Raw genomic sequence first — 17,068 nt, 5'->3', positions numbered from 1 at the left:
GGGATATAGAATGGACCATCCAATTCAAGGTTTAATGACAACAGCAATGCAGCATTTAAAACAAATGACTGATGTAAATACAATTGTTGGTGACCCAATTAAAGCGGCAGATGGAAGTGTAATTCTTACTGTTTCGAAAGTAAGTTTCGGATTTGCTGCTGGTGGAAGTGAATTTGGTAAAGTAGAACATTCAGGCCGCCATCCATTTGGCGGGGGAAGTGGTGGAGGAGTTTCTATTAATCCTGTTGCTTTTCTTGTTATAAATGGAGATGGTGTGAAAGTATTGCACTTAGATAAACAAACACATGTCATCGATAAAATAATTGAATTAGCGCCACAAGCTGTTGATAAAGTGAAAGAAATGATGGATAAACGAAAAGAAGATGATCCTGAATTTCAAATTTAACGAATAAAGAAGCTAATCAATAGGTTAGCTTCTTTAATTTTTTTGTAAATAAAGCGATTTTATTTGCATTATCGATAGGGACAAACTATCATTTACATTGTACATATTTTGTTTAAATAAGGGAGGATTTTCAAGTGGCAAACGTAACTTTTAAAGGTAATCCAATGACTTTAGTTGGAACAGAAGTTAAAGTTGGCGATCAAGCGCCAAACTTCCAAGTATTAGCAAACGACTTATCTCCAGTAAGTTTAGAAACATACAAAGGCGAAGTGAAATTAATTAGTGTTGTACCTTCAATCGACACAGGTGTGTGTGATGCACAAACACGTCGTTTTAACCAAGATGCAGCAGGTATTGAAAACGCGAAAGTATTAACAATTAGCGCTGATTTACCATTCGCTCAAAAACGCTGGTGTGCAGCAAACGGTTTAGAAAATGTTGTAACACTTTCTGACCACCGCGACCTTTCATTCGGTGAAGCTTACGGCTTAGTAATGAAAGAACTTCGTTTACTTGCTCGTGCAGTATTCGTAGTAGATAGCAATGACAAAGTAGTTTACGTAGAATACGTAAGCGAAGGTACAAGCCATCCAAACTATGAAGCAGCATTAGAAGCAGCTAAATCTGCGAAGTAATGTGAAGAAAATGACCTCTTATAAAGAGGTCGTTTTTTCTCATATATTGCTCTGTAACGGCATCGATATATGAGAAAAAACGTTATATCATATATAACTAAAGGGGAGCTCTTTACAGGAGGTCGCTTTTTCTTTTTGGAAAAAATCACTTTGTGGTATGATATAAGTTATGTGTAAAAGAGAGAAGGAGGAATGTACGTGAGTCAGACAGTAGAAACATTATTTTCTATTTTTGATTCTTCTGCGGTAGTTTTACGTAAAGAATTAGATGTAACATATTTAGAGGCGCTTGTAGAAACAGGTGATAACTTGTTTGAGGGAGCGATTTTACAAGAGGAATTATCCGAATCAGCAATTGAAAGGCTGAATCGTGAATATAGTACGTTTAATGAAGAAACATATAAAGGTGAAGAAATTCGTAAAGCATTTCAGTTAGCCATCTTAAAAGGAATGAAAGAAGGCATACAAGCGAATCACGAAATGACACCTGATGCAGTTGGGATGTTCATGAGTTACTTATTCCATAAATTTATGCAAGGTCAAAATGAAATTACAGTTTTAGATCCTGCAATTGGAACAGGTAACTTAATGACTACAGTGTTTAATAGCGCTAAAGAAGGACTAACAATGAGTGGATTTGGTGTAGAAGTGGATGAAGTGCTAATTAAACTTGCTTTAGTAAATGCAAATTTACAAAAGCATGCAATCGAATTCTTCCATCAAGATGGACTAGCACCACTTTATATCGATCCAGTTGATGCAGTCGTTTCAGACTTACCGGTTGGTTATTATCCAAACGAAATCGGTGCAAGTGAATATAAATTAAAAGCAGATGAAGGAATGTCGTATGCCCATCACTTATTTATTGAACAAAGTGTGAAACATACGAAAGAGGGCGGTTACTTATTCTTCTTAGTACCAAACTTCATTTTTGAAAGTGACCAAGCACCGAAATTACATGCATTTATTAAAGAAACATGCTTTATTCAAGGGTTATTACAGCTTCCTGTTTCCATGTTTAAAAACGAGAAAAATGCAAAAAGTATATTTGTTCTCCAAAAGAAAGGCGCTAATGTAACAATGCCAAAACAGGCGTTATTAGTGGAGTTGCCTAAATTCTCTAACATGAAGGCGATGGAAGACATTATGGATCAATTAAATACTTGGTTTGCAACACATAAATAAAGCTAGGTATATGTAACAGCATTAGTGATTTATGTAGTACAGTTTTATATAATATGTCATATTTTTAAATATATACAAGATTTAACTGAATTTTTTTGAAATCTGTAATATATATTTTTTCTTGGTGTTACAATTTTTTCACTTGAAATATATGTCGGACGATGTTTAAATTAAAATCGTGAGTATAAAATTTGCTAATGATGAAACGTTTTCATATTTAGTGAATTTGATCAGATAAAATCGAGCGGTTTGTGGAAACATCCACACAACTACCAAGAGAAAAAGGGGCGAAAGACTAGATGTCAAAAATCATCGCGATTAACGCAGGAAGCTCTTCCTTAAAATTCCAATTATTTGAAATGCCAAGTGAAACAGTATTAACAAAAGGTTTAGTAGAACGTATCGGTTTAGAAGATAGTATCTTCACTATTACTGTAGATGGCGAAAAACAAAAAGAAATTACAAACATTCCAGATCACGCAGTAGCAGTTAATATGCTTCTTAAAAAGTTAACTGAAAACGGAATCGTTAAATCTCTAGATGAGATTGGCGGTATCGGTCACCGTGTTGTTCACGGCGGCGAAAAATTTGCTGACTCTGTTTTAATTACTGATGAAGTATTAGCTGATATCGAAGAATTAAGCGATTTAGCACCACTTCATAACCCAGCAAACGTTGTTGGTATTAAAGCATTCCAAGAAGTATTACCAAACGTACCAGCAGTAGCAGTATTCGATACAGCATTCCACCAAACAATGCCGGAATCTGCATTCCTATACAGCTTACCATATGAGTACTATGAAAAATTCGGCATCCGTAAATACGGTTTCCACGGAACTTCTCATAAATATGTAACTGAGCGTGCGGCTGAATTATTAGGTCGTCCAATTGAAAGCTTAAGCTTACTTTCTTGTCACTTAGGTAACGGTGCAAGTATCGCAGCAGTAGAAGGCGGTAAATCTATTGATACTTCTATGGGCTTCACTCCACTTGCTGGTGTAACAATGGGTACACGTTCTGGTAACCTTGACCCTGCGTTAATTCCATACATCATGGAAAAAACAGGCCAAACAGTAGAAGAAGTAGTTAACGTATTAAACAAGAAGAGTGGTATGTTAGGTCTTACTGGTTACTCTAGTGACCTACGTGACATCATTGCGAAAGAAGAAGAAGGCGACCACCGTGCGAAAGTAGCACTTGATGTATTCGTAAGCCGTATCCACAAATACATCGGTTCTTACACTGCTCGTATGAAAGGTGTAGACGCAATCATCTTCACAGCTGGTGTAGGTGAAAACAGTGCGATTATTCGTGAGCGCGTATTAGAAGGCCTTGAGTACATGGGCGTATACTTCGACGCAAAACGTAATAACGTATTCGGTGAAGAAGCATTTATCAACTTCCCACACTCTCCAGTAAAAATTATCGTAATTCCAACTGACGAAGAAGTTATGATTGCTCGTGACGTACTACGTCTTGGAGATATTGGTTAATATATGAAAAAAAAGACGAGATCCTATAGGATTTCGTCTTTTTTCTTTTGGATGTATTTTAAAACTCCATCCGGATATAATATTTTTTCTTTCTGAATGAATGCCGTAATAGGAATCCATTTCGCATATGCTACTGTTTCCTCATCTTGTATATTTAATATTTTCATTTCATATAGTGACGTGTCTAATAAACGCAAAGAATATAGTTGAATAATTTCATGACCAATGTCTCCATCTAGATGAAAGACATTTTCTAAACAACCTAAATAATTGGTGATTTCCACTTCTGTATGAAGCTCTTCCCTAAATTCACGAATAACGGTATGTGCTGATTGTTCACCAAGTTCAATTGAACCACCAAGAGGTCGGTAAAATGTTTCATCGGCTGAATGATATTCTTGTACGAGAAGACGCCCGTGATGTATAGCAATGCCAAAAGCCTTTGCACGTGGATACATATACAATCACTCCTTATTTTTTTGTATAAGGAAGATTATAATATGTTTTGTAGTAAAGGTGTCATGTATTTAAGAATGTGGTCTAATCGTAATTCCATCAAATAAGTCTTTCCAAAATGCTTCATTGTATTGGTATACATCCATAATAGGACATTTCATAACGCAAACACGTTGTAATCCCCAATCTTCTTGGGTGATAGTTGGTATATCGGCAGGAATTAGTAACAGGACAGAGAATGTATGTGTAACGATTTGAGATAAAATTTGTTCTAGGGAACATGCTTCTTCATATGTTCCTCCAGTTCGAATAAATAATATGGATTCGGCCGTTTCAATTGTAGCTAGAAAACGATTAATACGATGTTCATAATTTAACTTAATTTCTGTATAAGAAGGCCAAGAAGTTGGTGTGTTTACATCTGTTTTAAAGTCATGACAGGAGTCAATTTCATAAAGGTTGTCCCTTAATCTTAATTTTGCATCATCATCCCAAAATGAGATGAAGGATAAATTTTCGAAATTTAAAAAGCGGTCAAATCGATTTTGTAATAATACATTCACTTTTTCTAATGAGGGGCTTAGCATAAAATCAATAACGCCAAAAAATGGTGATAATTCTAATTGATATAATGCCCAAGCAGGCCAGCAGTTTTGTCCTAAGCTGAATACCGCATTATATTCTTTTTTTATATCGGATAGATTCATGTGATTTATCTCATCCTTTTTGTTAATATTTTATGCCATTCAAAAATGGTATGTGAATAAAGATAGACAAGCATATTTGCAAAGAATAAGCAGAAATATGTTACAATAGAAAAAAATCGAACGAGGTGGTTGTTACGATGCGATCGAAGCGAGAACAAGCCATTTTAGACAATATAAAAGAATGGGAAGCGCAATTAGTTGAGCAAGAAGCGACCGATTTTCAAAAAGTGTTTGATAAATGGTTACATACTACAGTTGCGAAATTACCTGAGAAAAAGCGAAAAGAATTCTTCACGAAAGCAGATGGATGGCTCTTTCATTTGCATGCATTTATTCAAAGTTCACAAGCACAGTTAGATGCACGTAATCGGATTTTAGGAACATCAAGATTATTTGATGAATCGATTGAACAGCTTGAAGATTTGAAAGCATTATCTATTGATCAATTAACATACATAGCAGAGCAGCAAACAGCACGTCATCGTCTATATTCATTTGTACAAGGCGGGGCAACAGGTGCTGGAGGTTTATTATTATTAACGGCGGATTTTCCGGTTATGATCGCATTAAATGTGAAGGCAGTCCAACTTATTGCAACATCATTTGGACATGATGTGAACAAGCCGTATGAAATGATGCTTGCGTTAAAGGTGTTTCATGCGTCATTACTACCAGGAAGACTTCAGCAATACGCATGGTACAATTTATTGCAAGAGCTGGAGCAAGAAGATTCGTTCTTCTACGAAGGAGACGAAGCAGTGCTACAAACAGCTTCTACTGAGGTTGTGTTAAAACAAATTTTGAAGACATTTTCGATTTATGCTCTTCGTCGTAAATTATTCCAAGGTATACCGGTAATTGGAATGGCAATTGGATCTACAGTGAATTATCGTTTAACAAGAAACGTTACTGAATTTGCAAATAGATTTTATCAAGTGCGCCATATAGTCGAGAAAGAAAAAAGAGCATAAAAAAAGCGAGAGGCCGAAGCCTTTCGCTTTTTTAATTTGTTGCATGTTTTTTAGACATTGGAACAGATACTGGCTGCTTTTCTGCTGTTTTTTCTGTTTTTGGATAATAAATTAAATCCAATGTTTTTGCCTGTACGGCAATCGAAAGAATAGTAAAAGCAATTTCTGTCCAATTTAAATAATATAATGAAAGCGCAAGAACAATCGCGTCAAAGACGAAGAAAATTTGCCCAATTGTAAAACGAGTTCGTTTACTTAATACAATTGTTAAAATATCGTCTCCACCGGTTGCACCGCCAAATCGCAATATAAAACCGAGTCCAATACCAGCTAACGCACCGCCAACTACTGCAGCTATAAATAAGTTATTTGATAAATCTACCGTAAATGGAGAATAATTTTCCATAAAGGAATAAAATACTCCGAATGAAATTGAACCTAGGAATGAATAGCCAACCATTTTTCTACCTAAAAATGAAGCACACAGTAAAATAATTGGGATATCCATTAATACAGTTGAAATAGATGGTGAAATATCATAAAAGTTTTGAATGAATAGTGCAATTCCTACAAAGCCACCTTCTGTTAAGTGGTTTTGGAAGTGAATGTGATATAGCGCTGCTGCTAAAATAAATGAACCGATTAAAACCATAAAAATTTCTTTAATAATTTGCCGACTTTGGATGTTCCTCATCGTTATTCCTTCTTTCCGTAGTTAGTAGTCCTTTTTGTGTTGTAAACTAACTACGAGCTCACATGTAGCTTTCAGTTAGTTTACGAAAAAACTAACTACGCTATATGTCGCTGAAGAAATAACGAATAATCCTCTCGTCCATCAATTCTCCCTACCTTCGTTTTAGTTTAAGTCTTAAAACGACTAAACAAAACGTGGAGTAGGATTCTTCATTTAGCAATCCTGCTCTTCTTTGTTTTGTTTAGTTATAACAATTAAGTCCTAAACAAAACGCTATGTGTAAGAAGAGTCTTTTTTTTGCCAAATTATCCTTCGGGCAATCATAATTTCCCCACTCTCGTATTTTTTTCGCTAGACTAAAGTATCTGAGCTGAAAAATACGCTACGTGTATGATTCGTCAATACGATGCCACATGCTCCTTCGAGCGATCATGATATCAAAATCCCTTCCTTCAAGATTTATACTATTATATCATACTTTTAAAAAATGTATGCGGATGGAAACCGACAATAAACGGAGGGAATCTACAAAAAATGTTATGTTTAAATATTTTTGTAGAAAAGCCTAAGTTATTTCGGAGGATTGGACAGTTTGTAACGGTTTGTCCAATAAGTAAGAAAAAAAGGTTTTATTCCGTTGTATTCTTTTCATCACTTTTATCTTTGAAAAACGCATCCCAACTAATCACACTTAAAAAAGTTAAAGCGATAATAACGAAAGCACGCATAAGCTGTAGACCTCCTTTTGTACATAGTATATGAATCATTCGATTCGGAATGTGTCATTTTTTTACAAGTCTTAACTATTATGAGAGTATATTAATATAGATAGATGAAGGGGAGAATGAAGGTATGCTAAAAGAAATGTTCAAAAGAAAAGAATTAATATGTATTTCATGTCAGAAAAAAATTCAATATGAAGAAGAGCTTGTTGCTTTTGTAAAGTTGCCGAAAGAAAGAAGTATATTAGTTGGCCCTTTTGATGTGTGTTTGGCAAAAACAGCACAAGAGATATATTGTAAATCATGTTACGACAAAAAAAGCATGACCCAAAGTAATTGAGGGGCATGCTTTTTTCATTGGTGTGCTTTCCCCTCAGATACATTTTGAGTGAGTCGATACCAAAGCCAAAGGTCATTAATGATGGAAGCAAGATCGGCAATTTCTGAATTTAGTTTACAAGAAACTTCGAAGTCTTCTTCGTTATTTAAATAATGTTGTTTTTTATTAATATAGTGCTCAAGTTCTTTTATACGATCAGGAATTTTCCCGCGAACTTGTTCCCATTTTAGTAAAATAGCATGTTGCATTTTTTCGGGGATTTCTTCCCAGTCTTCTTGTAAATGTGGAATTTCAATTCCTAGATGTTCATCGTATAAGAAATACTTTTCCATAAGTTCACCCCCGTTTTCCTGCTTATATTGTACAGAAAAACAGAAAGAAGTTCGACGAAATTGTTTGAAAAAATTTGAAAATGACTCTTGATACATTTTGTGAAAGGTGTTAAAGTGTGAATTATTATAAAAGAAAATGAATATTTATTCTTTAGGGGGATGCAAAATGGAGAAGAAAAAAGTTGTATTAGCATATTCCGGAGGTCTTGATACTTCCGTTGCAATTAAATGGTTACAAGAGAAGAATTATGATATTATCGCGCTTTGTTTAGACTTAGGGGAAGGTAAAGACTTAGCATTTGTAAAGGAAAAGGCAATTTCAGTAGGTGCAATTAAATCATATATGATTGACGTTCAAGAAGAATTTGCAAGCGAATATGCATTGATGGCGATGCAAGCACACACATTATACGAAGGAAAATACCCTCTTGTCTCTGCATTATCTCGTCCGCTTATTGCGAAGAAATTAGTAGAAATCGCAGAACAAGAAGGCGCAACTGCAGTTGCACACGGATGTACAGGAAAAGGAAATGACCAAGTTCGTTTTGAAGTTTCTATCCAAGCATTAAATCCTTACTTAGAAGTGATTGCGCCTGTACGTGAATGGAAATGGTCACGTGAAGAAGAAATTGCATATGCAAAAGAAAACGATGTACCAATTCCGATTAATTTAGATAGCCCGTTTTCAATCGATCAAAACTTATGGGGACGCAGCAACGAATGTGGAATTTTAGAAGATCCATGGGCAGCGCCGCCAGAAGATGCATATGAGATGACATTGGCGTTAGAAGATACACCGAATAAACCAGAGTTTGTAGAAATCGGATTTGAAGCGGGCGTACCGACTACTTTAAATGGCACTGCATATTCACTTGCAGAATTAATTAAAACGTTAAATGCGCTTGCTGGAAAACACGGCGTTGGACGTATTGATCACGTAGAAAATCGTCTTGTCGGTATTAAATCTCGTGAAGTATACGAATGCCCAGCAGCAATGACGTTAATCACTGCGCATAAAGAGTTGGAAGATTTAACACACGTAAAAGAAGTAGCGCATTTTAAACCAGTGATTGAACAGAAAATAACAGAACTTATTTATAACGGTTTATGGTTCTCACCTTTAAAACAAGCGCTTCATGCATTTTTACAAGAAACGCAAAAGAATGTAACAGGTACAGTGCGTGTGAAATTATTTAAAGGTCATGCGATTGTAGAAGGACGTAAATCTGAATACTCTTTATACGATGAAAAATTAGCAACATATACTGCCCAGGACGAATTTAATCATGATGCAGCAGTTGGATTCATTTCATTATTTGGTTTACCGACGAAAGTATACAGCCAAGTGAATCAAAAGAAGGTGGAAGCGTGAGCAAACTTTGGGGCGGACGTTTTACTGAAGAAGCGGAAGCGTGGGTTGAAGAGTTTGGAGCATCCATCTCTTTCGATCAACAATTAGTAAATCAAGATATAAACGGGAGTATTGCACACGTAACGATGCTAGCAAAGCAAGGCATCGTTACGAAAGAAGAAGCAGAGAAAATAAAGATAGGTCTTCAATATTTATTGAAAGAAGCAAAAGAGAATAAGCTACAATTTTTAGTAGAAGCAGAGGATATTCATTTAAACATCGAAAAAATGTTAATTGAACAAATTGGCGAAGTAGGAGGAAAACTTCACACTGGCCGAAGTCGTAATGATCAAGTAGCGACAGATATGCATTTGTATTTAAAAGAAAAGGTAGAACATATTATAAAAGCTACAAAACAATTGCAAACTGTTCTTGTTCATCAAGCAGAAAATAATATTGAAACGATTATGCCTGGCTATACGCATTTGCAACGTGCTCAGCCGATTTCATTTGCTCATCATATTCTCGCTTACTTTTGGATGTTAGAGCGTGATGTAAATCGTTATGAAGATTCGTTAAAGCGTATTAATATCTCCCCATTAGGAGCAGGAGCGCTAGCTGGGACGACATTCCCGATTGACCGAGAATATAGTGCGGAGCTTCTTGGATTTAATGGAATATATGAAAATAGTTTAGATGCAGTAAGCGATCGTGATTTCATCTTGGAGTTTTTAAGTAACTCATCTCTGCTTATGATGCACTTATCGCGCTTTTGTGAAGAACTTATTTTATGGAGTAGCCAAGAGTTTCAATTTATTGAAATGAGCGATCAATACGCAACTGGAAGCAGCATTATGCCGCAAAAGAAAAATCCGGATATGGCGGAACTAATCCGTGGTAAAACAGGCAGAGTATACGGTAATTTATTCAGTTTACTTACAGTAATGAAAGGATTACCGCTCGCTTACAATAAAGACTTGCAAGAAGATAAAGAAGGAATGTTTGATACAGTAAAAACAGTAGAAGGATGCCTTCATATTATGGCGGGCATGCTTGAAACGATGACTGTAAACAAAGAAAAAATGGGGCAAGCTGTGACGCAAGATTTCTCCAATGCAACAGAAATTGCCGACTATTTAGCAAACAAAGGACTACCATTCCGTCAAGCTCATGAAATTGTTGGGAAGTTAGTGCTATATTGCACACAAAAAGGAATTTATTTATTAGATGTCTCGCTTGAAACATATAAAGAAATGAGCTCTTTATTTGAAGAGGATTTGTATGAAGTTCTTTCACCATATGCGGCTGTAAAGCGTCGTAATAGTTCGGGTGGAACAGGATTTGAACAAATCAAAAACGCTTTGGAGAAGGCGAAGGGGTTAACGAAAGAATTTATTAAGAATTGAGTTGGGAAGTACGCCAGTCTAGTAAAGTCTGGCGTACTTTGTTTTTTAATAATATTTAAGTTACAATATAGTAAAAAATAACAATTTAGGGGAAGTCTATGAAAAAAATAGTGTTTATCATTGTACTGGTAATTAGTTTAATTGCAAATGCTAAAGTGTTTCTTTTGGACAAATATATGTATGTTGGTGAAAAAGAAAAGCGAGAAGAAGCGATTATCGCAACGATGTGGCATTTGCAAGATAAAGGATATAAAGAAAGTGATATTTTATATATAAAACCGGCCTTTTATAGCAAAATGGATTCGTATGGAATGAATGTGCAGTTTAAAGATGAACCAAATGAATCATATACATATAGAGTTTTAAAAGATACGAAAACAAATAAACTAACTGTACACCAAGATAGCAATGAGCAAGGTGGTATGGGCGGGAAGCATCAAGAGCTTAAATAAAGAAAGAAAACGACTGATGGCATTCGCCTGCAGTCGTTTTTCTTTTAATCATACTTATGTCGATCTTCCGTAATTCGAATATACTCAATATCCATCAAATCTCTAAGTAATGCACCGTTACTTAGTTCAACGCCATGTTTCTCTTTAAAATGAGTACGAATCGTATCTAGCATTTCGAGTTCTTTTCCATTCACATCTAAAATAATACGTTCAGAATCATCCATGTTGCATCCTCCTTTTTTACACATATATATTTTGTCCGTCTATTTCTAAAAAATGTATGTTAACGTAATGTTAGGAAATAAGAAAGGGATGAAAAATGAGACGTATTTATTTTATAGGGTTAATTTTGTACACGCTAATTGTATTACACGTTGCATTCCCAAATATCTTTTCATTTGAGGATTTAGAAACAGTACACGTTGCGATATTTATTTTTGCTCTATTTGTAGTAGATTGCATTATTTCTATATGGCTTTCGAAAAGAAAAGATATACAAGGCAAAAAAGAAATGGAACGGAAAAAGAGAAAACGTTCATTTTGGATGATGACATACTGTTTGTCTTTAGTGCTTACTGCTGCTTTTTTTAGTGAACATATTCCATTAGAAAGATTAAATATTGGATTTGGAGCGTTCGTATTCGCATACTATTTTTTTATGCACTTTCTTCCTTATATGAAAGAAAAGCGAGGAGAAGAGGAAGACCAGCTTGTAGAAGAAGCGAAAGAACAAGAGAGTAAGAGAATTGAAGGAGATATAAAGAAACTTGGAGAACAAAAATGGTATTTAAAATCAAAAATCATATATGTTCTTTGCTTCATTACGCCGCCAATCGGCTATTTGTACGTCTTCTTACTTCGTAAAAAAATGACAGAAGGTGCAAAGCAAACGTACTTAACGATCGCGACAATCATGATGGCGTTATGGTCTTTGAAGTTTCTTCCGCCTTATGTGTTGGCAATTACCGTTGTTGTCGTAGCATGTCTTGTGTTTATAGTGAAGTTTATAAAATGAAAAACACCAAGCCTATGTGGACTTGGTGTTTTATCTATAAATTAAAGCTCACCTTGCTCTTCATCACCACGAACAACAAGGACATCGCATTTCGCATAGCGAATAATATGTTCAGAGACGCTACCAATTAGGAAACGCTCAACAGCATTTAAACCAGTCGCACCACACATAATTAAATCTACTTTATGGTTTGGAGCGATTTCTTTTGAAATTTTTGATTTAGGATTACCGAATTCTAATACAGTTTCAATTTTTTCAAGACCAGCTTCAAGCGCAGTTTTTTTGTAGTCTTCTAATAAGTCTTCTGCAAATAGATTTGCCCGTTCAGCAATTGCACGGCTATAAGCTTCTACTGCTGAGTATGCTTTTACATCAACGATATGAGCAATTGTTAATGTTGCATTGTTGCGCTTTGCGACTTGAATTGCTTTTTTAAAGGCTTTTTCTGCTTCTTTAGAACCATCCACCGCGATTAAAATATTTGTATATGTATTATTCATAGTAAATTCCTCCCAATCTGTTTTATAACTGTTTACAACTTAAGTATAAAACAAATTTTGGTAACGTGCTTGCCAGAAACGTTACAGAATTTTGAAAACTCTGTTTCAATTCATTTTAGTTGTAATTGGAGCGAGAACTTGTTACATATGAAGTATAGCAATTTAAAAGGGGGCAGTTTTGTGAGACATGCGCTCATTACAGCCGGTACGAAAGGTTTAGGAAAGCAAGTAACAGAAAAGTTATTGGCTAAAGGCTATTCAGTAACAGTAACGTACCATAGCGATACCACGGCTATGGAAACGATGAAAGAAACATATAAAGATGTGGAAGAGCGTCTACAATTCGTGCAAGCGGATGTCACGAAAAAGGAAGATTTACATAAAATAGTAGAAGAAGCGATGAGCCGTTTTGGCAAAATTGACTTTTTAATTAATAATGCTGGTCCATATGTATTTGAACGAAAAAAGTTAGTTGATTATGAAGAAGATGAATGGAATGAAATGATTCAGGGAAATTTAACAGCGGTATTTCATTTATTAAAACTTGTCGTTCCGGTCATGAGAAAACAGAACTTTGGCCGTATTATTAATTACGGATTTCAAGGGGCGGATAGTGCACCGGGATGGATTTATCGTTCAGCTTTTGCCGCAGCGAAAGTAGGACTTGTTTCATTAACGAAAACAGTTGCTTATGAAGAAGCGGAGTATGGTATTACTGCGAACATGGTATGTCCTGGTGATATTATAGGCGAGATGAAAGAGGCAACTATTCAAGAAGCACGTCAGCTGAAAGAGCATAACACACCGATTGGTAGATCTGGAACAGGTGAAGATATTGCAAGAACCATTTCGTTTTTATGTGAGGACGATTCCGATATGATTACCGGTACAATTATTGAAGTTACTGGTGCAGTGGATGTTATTCATAGACATCGATAGAATAAAATAAGATGAAGTTTCGAATAATTGGACAGTTTATCCATTGTGCTGAGAGGTGCGGATAATACTGTCCTTTAATATAAAATTAAATCTATCGGAAAACTCGTGTTATTTTTTTGTCAAATATTGAGATATTATGTTAAAATATAAGAGCGTAGAAAGCGCTTTAAAAAAATGATTCAGGGGTCATTTCATAACTCAAGGGGGAACTAATCATGCGTATCGGTATTCCAACAGAAATTAAAAACAATGAAAACCGTGTGGCAATGACGCCAGCGGGAGCAGTACATTTAGTACAAAATGGTCATGAAGTTTTTGTTCAAAAAGGAGCAGGTTTAGGATCTGGCTTTACGGATGAAGAATACGTACAAGCTGGTGCGAAACTTGTAGAAACTGCTGAAGAAGCATGGAATCAAGATATGGTTATGAAGGTAAAAGAGCCAGTAGCAAGTGAATACGGCTATTTCCGTGAAGGTTTAATTTTATTCACATACTTACACTTAGCTCCAGAACCAGAATTAACGAAAGCATTAATCGATAACAAAGTTGCATCAATCGCATACGAAACAGTACAATTAGACAATCGTTCTTTACCATTACTTGCACCTATGAGTGAAGTAGCTGGTCGTATGTCTGCACAAATCGGTGCACAATTCCTTGAGAAAAACAAAGGTGGTAAAGGTATTTTACTTGCAGGCGTTCCAGGGGTAAAACGCGGCAAAGTAACAATCATCGGCGGTGGTCAAGCTGGTACAAACGCAGCTAAGATTGCAGTAGGTTTAGGTGCAGATGTAACAATCATTGACTTAAGTGCAGAACGTCTTCGTCAATTAGATGATATTTTCGGTAACCAAGTAAAAACATTAATGTCTAATCCATACAACATTGCAGAAGCTGTTAAAGAATCTGACCTTGTTATTGGAGCAGTATTAATTCCAGGTGCAAAAGCGCCAAAACTTGTAACTGAAGAAATGATTCAATCAATGGAACCGGGTTCTGTCGTTGTAGATATCGCGATTGACCAAGGTGGTATTTTCGAAACAACTGATCGTATTACAACTCATGACAACCCAACTTACGAAAAACACGGTGTTGTTCATTATGCAGTTGCTAATATGCCAGGTGCAGTTCCACGTACGTCAACTCTTGCATTAACAAACGTAACAGTACCATATGCAGTACAAATTGCGAACAAAGGTTACAAAGATGCTTGCTTAGGCAACACTGCATTACTAAAAGGTATTAACACATTAGATGGCTATGTAACATTCGAAGCAGTTGCAGAAGCGCACGGCTTACAATACGCTGATGCGAAAGAGCTTCTTGAAAAAGCTCCTGCTTTATCATAATAGAAATACATTCGAGACCTTCCTTTATGAGGAGGGTCTTTTTTTATGGAGAAATAACATGTGAATAATTGTTATTTATTGGTGTAAATCGATTTTTATTATGATAATTTAGAATTATATAACAAAAAGAGGGGATTCAATGGGGAGCAAAAAGAGGAAGAAAAAGCAAGTTAAGAGACAAAAGTATATGAAGAGAAAACAGGAACAGAACATACCTTTTTCAAAAAAAGTAGTCCTTATGATAGAAAAAGTATTTCGATATATTTGTATGTTCTTGTATGTGATTTTTTGTGTGTTTTTATGTGGGATGGTTAAATGTTTGGGGATAACCCCTAATGTTATTGAAGGTATTTTTGGCGTTATGCTTGTTATGGTAGAAGGAATCTTATTCTTTATATTATTTGATAAGGTTTGGCCTAGTCATGAAAGTAAAAAAGATAGAAAAAGAAGCAAAAAATCTTCATCCAATTCAAGCTCATCAAGTGGATTCGGTGACTACAGTAGCAACGATTGTAGCAGCTCAAGTGATGGCGGAGGAGATTGCGGAGGTGGTGGAGACTAAGTTGGTTTTTCAGAAGAACGACTAATGGAAGGATGGGATGAAATATGGAAACTGTGAACTTAATAGAATTAACAAAAGACATTCAAGATCAACATAAAAACTTCGTCGTTTCAAACATAAACAGTCATTGCTTACGCATCGCTGTATTTACTGGTGAATATGATTGGCACTATCATTCTAATTCGGATGAATTATTTATTGTGCTAGAGGGAGAGTTACTTATTGATTTTGAAGATGGAGAAACGGCGGTTTTAAAGCCAAATGATTCTATTTTAATTCCAGCATGTACGATTCATAGAACGAGAGCATTAAAGAGGACGGTAAATCTTTGTTTTGAACATATAGAGGCTGATACGATTATAGTGGAGCAATTATGAAAAAATTATCTGTAGCCGAGTATAGAAAAATCATTCCGATTTTGGAAAGTAATACAAGAACGACGACATTTGCTTATGCGGTATGTGATCAAATGGTAGATGGTGAGGTTTTTGTAAACGGGCAATTAACAGCAGGGTTAATTATTACAGCTAACGGTATTTATTATTTATTTGGTGATACTGATGATCAAAATTATAACGAAGAGTTATTTTCATATTTAAAAACAGCTATTGAGAAAACAGAGAAGAGATTTACACTCTTTACTTCAAGTGAAGAGTGGGAAATGATGTTAGAAGAGCGTTTTAGTAATACACTTCGGAACATCCCGCGAATGAAATTTCAAAGAGTAACCTTTGAGGAGAGAAAACGAGATTGTAACAAAAATACATATGAAGTGAAGCGTATTGATAGAAGAGATATAGAGCGAAGCAGTGAATTTAAAGAGAAGTACTACAAAGAATATTGGGGATCAAAAGAAACGTTTTTGAATAGTGGTTTTGGATTTTGTATAGAACAAGATGGGATAATTGTAGCTGAATGCGTCTCAATATTTAGCGGGAATGGTTATGCTGAAATAGATATCGCAACACATGAAGCGCATCAAGGGAAAGGATTAGCTCAAGCTGTTGCAACACGGTTCATTGAGCATTGCATGCAAAATGATATTACACCGTGCTGGGATTGTTATGTAGACAATATTCCTTCGCAAAAACTAGCTAGTAAATTAAGTTTTCATAATCCGATAGAATATAGATTGTTTGTACGTAAGAAAACGGGGGAATAAAAATGAATGTGGAATTAACGAGATTCAAAGTGAAACAAGGTAAAAGTCATCGTGTAGATGAATGGATGCAGCTTCTTAATGACAATATGAAAGAAGTGCTTTTGACATTAAACGACGAAAAGATGTACGTTGAGACAATTTTCCGGGAAATAAGAGATGGAGAAGAATACTTATATTGGTATTCTGTGCAAGGAGAAGGCGGGGCTCTTGTCGAAAATTCTCATTATGAAATCGATAAAAAGCACTTGGAATTTTGGCATGAATGTATTGATGAAGAAGCACCATCTGTTGATATGAAAACGGAAGTTGTTATGATTCAAGATGTTGTGAGGGAAGCGATGGAATAATAGAGTAATATTTTGTGAACAAAAAACAGTCTTATTTTTTTGCT

22 protein-coding genes are annotated in these 17,068 nt (G+C 35.5%); 16 read left to right on the top strand and 6 right to left on the bottom strand.

The genetic code is table 11. From position 1 onward, the window contains the following. The first annotated feature begins 10 nt into the window (after positions 1–10). The 4 genes from ytfJ to ackA all read left to right on the top strand — a co-directional run bounded on the left by ytfJ (position 11) and on the right by ackA (position 3,719). A complete protein-coding gene (gene ytfJ / locus HFD78_RS08895) occupies positions 11–406 on the top strand; it encodes a GerW family sporulation protein (protein WP_000350003.1) in 396 nt (131 codons plus the stop codon). A gap of 134 nt (positions 407–540) precedes the next feature. Beyond that, positions 541–1,041 (top strand): thiol peroxidase, encoded by a 501-nt coding sequence (gene tpx, locus HFD78_RS08890; protein ID WP_000024529.1) that lies wholly within the window; start codon positions 541–543, stop codon positions 1,039–1,041. Positions 1,042–1,239: 198 nt separating this feature from the next. Next, a complete protein-coding gene (locus HFD78_RS08885) occupies positions 1,240–2,226 on the top strand; it encodes a class I SAM-dependent methyltransferase (protein ID WP_000084354.1) in 987 nt (328 codons plus the stop codon). A 299-nt stretch (positions 2,227–2,525) separates the two neighbouring features. After that, on the top strand, positions 2,526–3,719 hold the full coding sequence (gene ackA, locus HFD78_RS08880; RefSeq protein ID WP_000034574.1) for an acetate kinase: 1,194 nt from the start codon (positions 2,526–2,528) through the stop codon (positions 3,717–3,719). A 23-nt stretch (positions 3,720–3,742) separates the two neighbouring features. Here ackA and HFD78_RS08875 read toward each other — a convergent pair whose 3' ends face one another. Beyond that, entirely contained in the window at positions 3,743–4,177 is a 435-nt protein-coding gene (locus tag HFD78_RS08875; protein WP_000283468.1) for an NUDIX hydrolase, read from the bottom strand. A 69-nt stretch (positions 4,178–4,246) separates the two neighbouring features. After that, on the bottom strand, positions 4,247–4,882 hold the full coding sequence (locus HFD78_RS08870) for a DUF1796 family putative cysteine peptidase (RefSeq protein WP_001053732.1): 636 nt from the start codon (positions 4,880–4,882) through the stop codon (positions 4,247–4,249). 137 nt (positions 4,883–5,019) lie between these two features. Here HFD78_RS08870 and HFD78_RS08865 point away from each other — a divergent pair, with 137 nt between their 5' ends. Continuing rightward, positions 5,020–5,853 (top strand): EcsC family protein, encoded by an 834-nt coding sequence (locus HFD78_RS08865; protein WP_001256853.1) that lies wholly within the window; start codon positions 5,020–5,022, stop codon positions 5,851–5,853. A 31-nt stretch (positions 5,854–5,884) separates the two neighbouring features. On the opposite strand, the gene HFD78_RS08860 is transcribed toward HFD78_RS08865, so the two are convergent. Next, positions 5,885–6,547 carry a YitT family protein gene (locus tag HFD78_RS08860; protein WP_001244515.1) on the bottom strand — a complete coding sequence of 221 codons (663 nt, stop codon included), beginning with the start codon at positions 6,545–6,547 and terminating at the stop codon, positions 5,885–5,887. 852 nt (positions 6,548–7,399) lie between these two features. Here HFD78_RS08860 and HFD78_RS08855 point away from each other — a divergent pair. Continuing rightward, positions 7,400–7,609, top strand: coding sequence for a hypothetical protein (locus tag HFD78_RS08855; RefSeq protein WP_000910674.1), 210 nt, complete (start codon positions 7,400–7,402; stop codon positions 7,607–7,609). A gap of 14 nt (positions 7,610–7,623) precedes the next feature. On the opposite strand, the gene HFD78_RS08850 is transcribed toward HFD78_RS08855, so the two are convergent. Further along, entirely contained in the window at positions 7,624–7,941 is a 318-nt protein-coding gene (locus HFD78_RS08850) for a hypothetical protein (RefSeq protein ID WP_000417216.1), read from the bottom strand. A gap of 166 nt (positions 7,942–8,107) precedes the next feature. Between HFD78_RS08850 and HFD78_RS08845 the strand changes: the two genes are divergently transcribed. From HFD78_RS08845 to HFD78_RS08835, 3 genes are all read left to right on the top strand, one after another. Next, on the top strand, positions 8,108–9,313 hold the full coding sequence (locus tag HFD78_RS08845; RefSeq protein ID WP_000412309.1) for an argininosuccinate synthase: 1,206 nt from the start codon (positions 8,108–8,110) through the stop codon (positions 9,311–9,313). Next, the gene (gene argH, locus HFD78_RS08840; RefSeq protein ID WP_000041281.1) at positions 9,310–10,698 is read left to right on the top strand and encodes an argininosuccinate lyase; all 1,389 of its coding nucleotides are present in this window, start codon (positions 9,310–9,312) and stop codon (positions 10,696–10,698) included. The genes HFD78_RS08845 and argH overlap by 4 nt, the downstream gene beginning before the upstream one ends. Before the next feature lie 98 nt (positions 10,699–10,796). Then, positions 10,797–11,150 carry a DUF3139 domain-containing protein gene (locus HFD78_RS08835; RefSeq protein ID WP_000724675.1) on the top strand — a complete coding sequence of 118 codons (354 nt, stop codon included), beginning with the start codon at positions 10,797–10,799 and terminating at the stop codon, positions 11,148–11,150. A 44-nt stretch (positions 11,151–11,194) separates the two neighbouring features. Here the strand turns inward: HFD78_RS08835 and HFD78_RS08830 are convergent, their stop codons facing one another. Beyond that, a complete protein-coding gene (locus tag HFD78_RS08830; RefSeq protein WP_000342765.1) occupies positions 11,195–11,374 on the bottom strand; it encodes a hypothetical protein in 180 nt (59 codons plus the stop codon). Between the two features lie 95 nt (positions 11,375–11,469). On the opposite strand from HFD78_RS08830, the gene HFD78_RS08825 reads away from it, so the two are divergent. Next, the gene (locus HFD78_RS08825; RefSeq protein ID WP_001252890.1) at positions 11,470–12,165 is read left to right on the top strand and encodes a hypothetical protein; all 696 of its coding nucleotides are present in this window, start codon (positions 11,470–11,472) and stop codon (positions 12,163–12,165) included. Between the two features lie 41 nt (positions 12,166–12,206). Here HFD78_RS08825 and HFD78_RS08820 read toward each other — a convergent pair whose 3' ends face one another. Further along, positions 12,207–12,665 (bottom strand): universal stress protein, encoded by a 459-nt coding sequence (locus tag HFD78_RS08820; protein ID WP_001066673.1) that lies wholly within the window; start codon positions 12,663–12,665, stop codon positions 12,207–12,209. Between the two features lie 147 nt (positions 12,666–12,812). Here HFD78_RS08820 and HFD78_RS08815 point away from each other — a divergent pair, with 147 nt between their 5' ends. The 6 genes from HFD78_RS08815 to HFD78_RS08790 all read left to right on the top strand — a co-directional run bounded on the left by HFD78_RS08815 (position 12,813) and on the right by HFD78_RS08790 (position 17,024). Then, positions 12,813–13,604, top strand: a complete 792-nt coding sequence (locus HFD78_RS08815) for an SDR family oxidoreductase (RefSeq protein ID WP_002062486.1) — start codon at positions 12,813–12,815, stop codon at positions 13,602–13,604. 215 nt (positions 13,605–13,819) lie between these two features. Beyond that, positions 13,820–14,953 carry an alanine dehydrogenase gene (ald, locus tag HFD78_RS08810; protein ID WP_001219402.1) on the top strand — a complete coding sequence of 378 codons (1,134 nt, stop codon included), beginning with the start codon at positions 13,820–13,822 and terminating at the stop codon, positions 14,951–14,953. A gap of 139 nt (positions 14,954–15,092) precedes the next feature. Next, positions 15,093–15,515 (top strand): hypothetical protein, encoded by a 423-nt coding sequence (locus tag HFD78_RS08805; RefSeq protein WP_000534947.1) that lies wholly within the window; start codon positions 15,093–15,095, stop codon positions 15,513–15,515. 44 nt (positions 15,516–15,559) lie between these two features. After that, positions 15,560–15,892 (top strand): cupin domain-containing protein, encoded by a 333-nt coding sequence (locus HFD78_RS08800; RefSeq protein WP_000450931.1) that lies wholly within the window; start codon positions 15,560–15,562, stop codon positions 15,890–15,892. Beyond that, positions 15,889–16,677, top strand: a complete 789-nt coding sequence (locus HFD78_RS08795) for a GNAT family N-acetyltransferase (RefSeq protein WP_000736731.1) — start codon at positions 15,889–15,891, stop codon at positions 16,675–16,677. Before HFD78_RS08800 ends, HFD78_RS08795 begins: the two co-directional genes overlap by 4 nt. 2 nt (positions 16,678–16,679) lie before the next feature. Next, the gene (locus HFD78_RS08790; RefSeq protein ID WP_001100230.1) at positions 16,680–17,024 is read left to right on the top strand and encodes a DUF6176 family protein; all 345 of its coding nucleotides are present in this window, start codon (positions 16,680–16,682) and stop codon (positions 17,022–17,024) included. Positions 17,025–17,068 lie beyond the last annotated feature (44 nt).

It is taken from the genome of Bacillus sp. EKM501B (genome assembly GCF_011800505.1).
Classification (GTDB): Bacteria; Bacillota; Bacilli; order Bacillales; family Bacillaceae_G; genus Bacillus_A; species Bacillus_A cereus.
The sequence above is the reverse complement of the archived record's forward strand: the minus strand, read 5'-3'. Positions and strand labels throughout refer to the sequence as shown.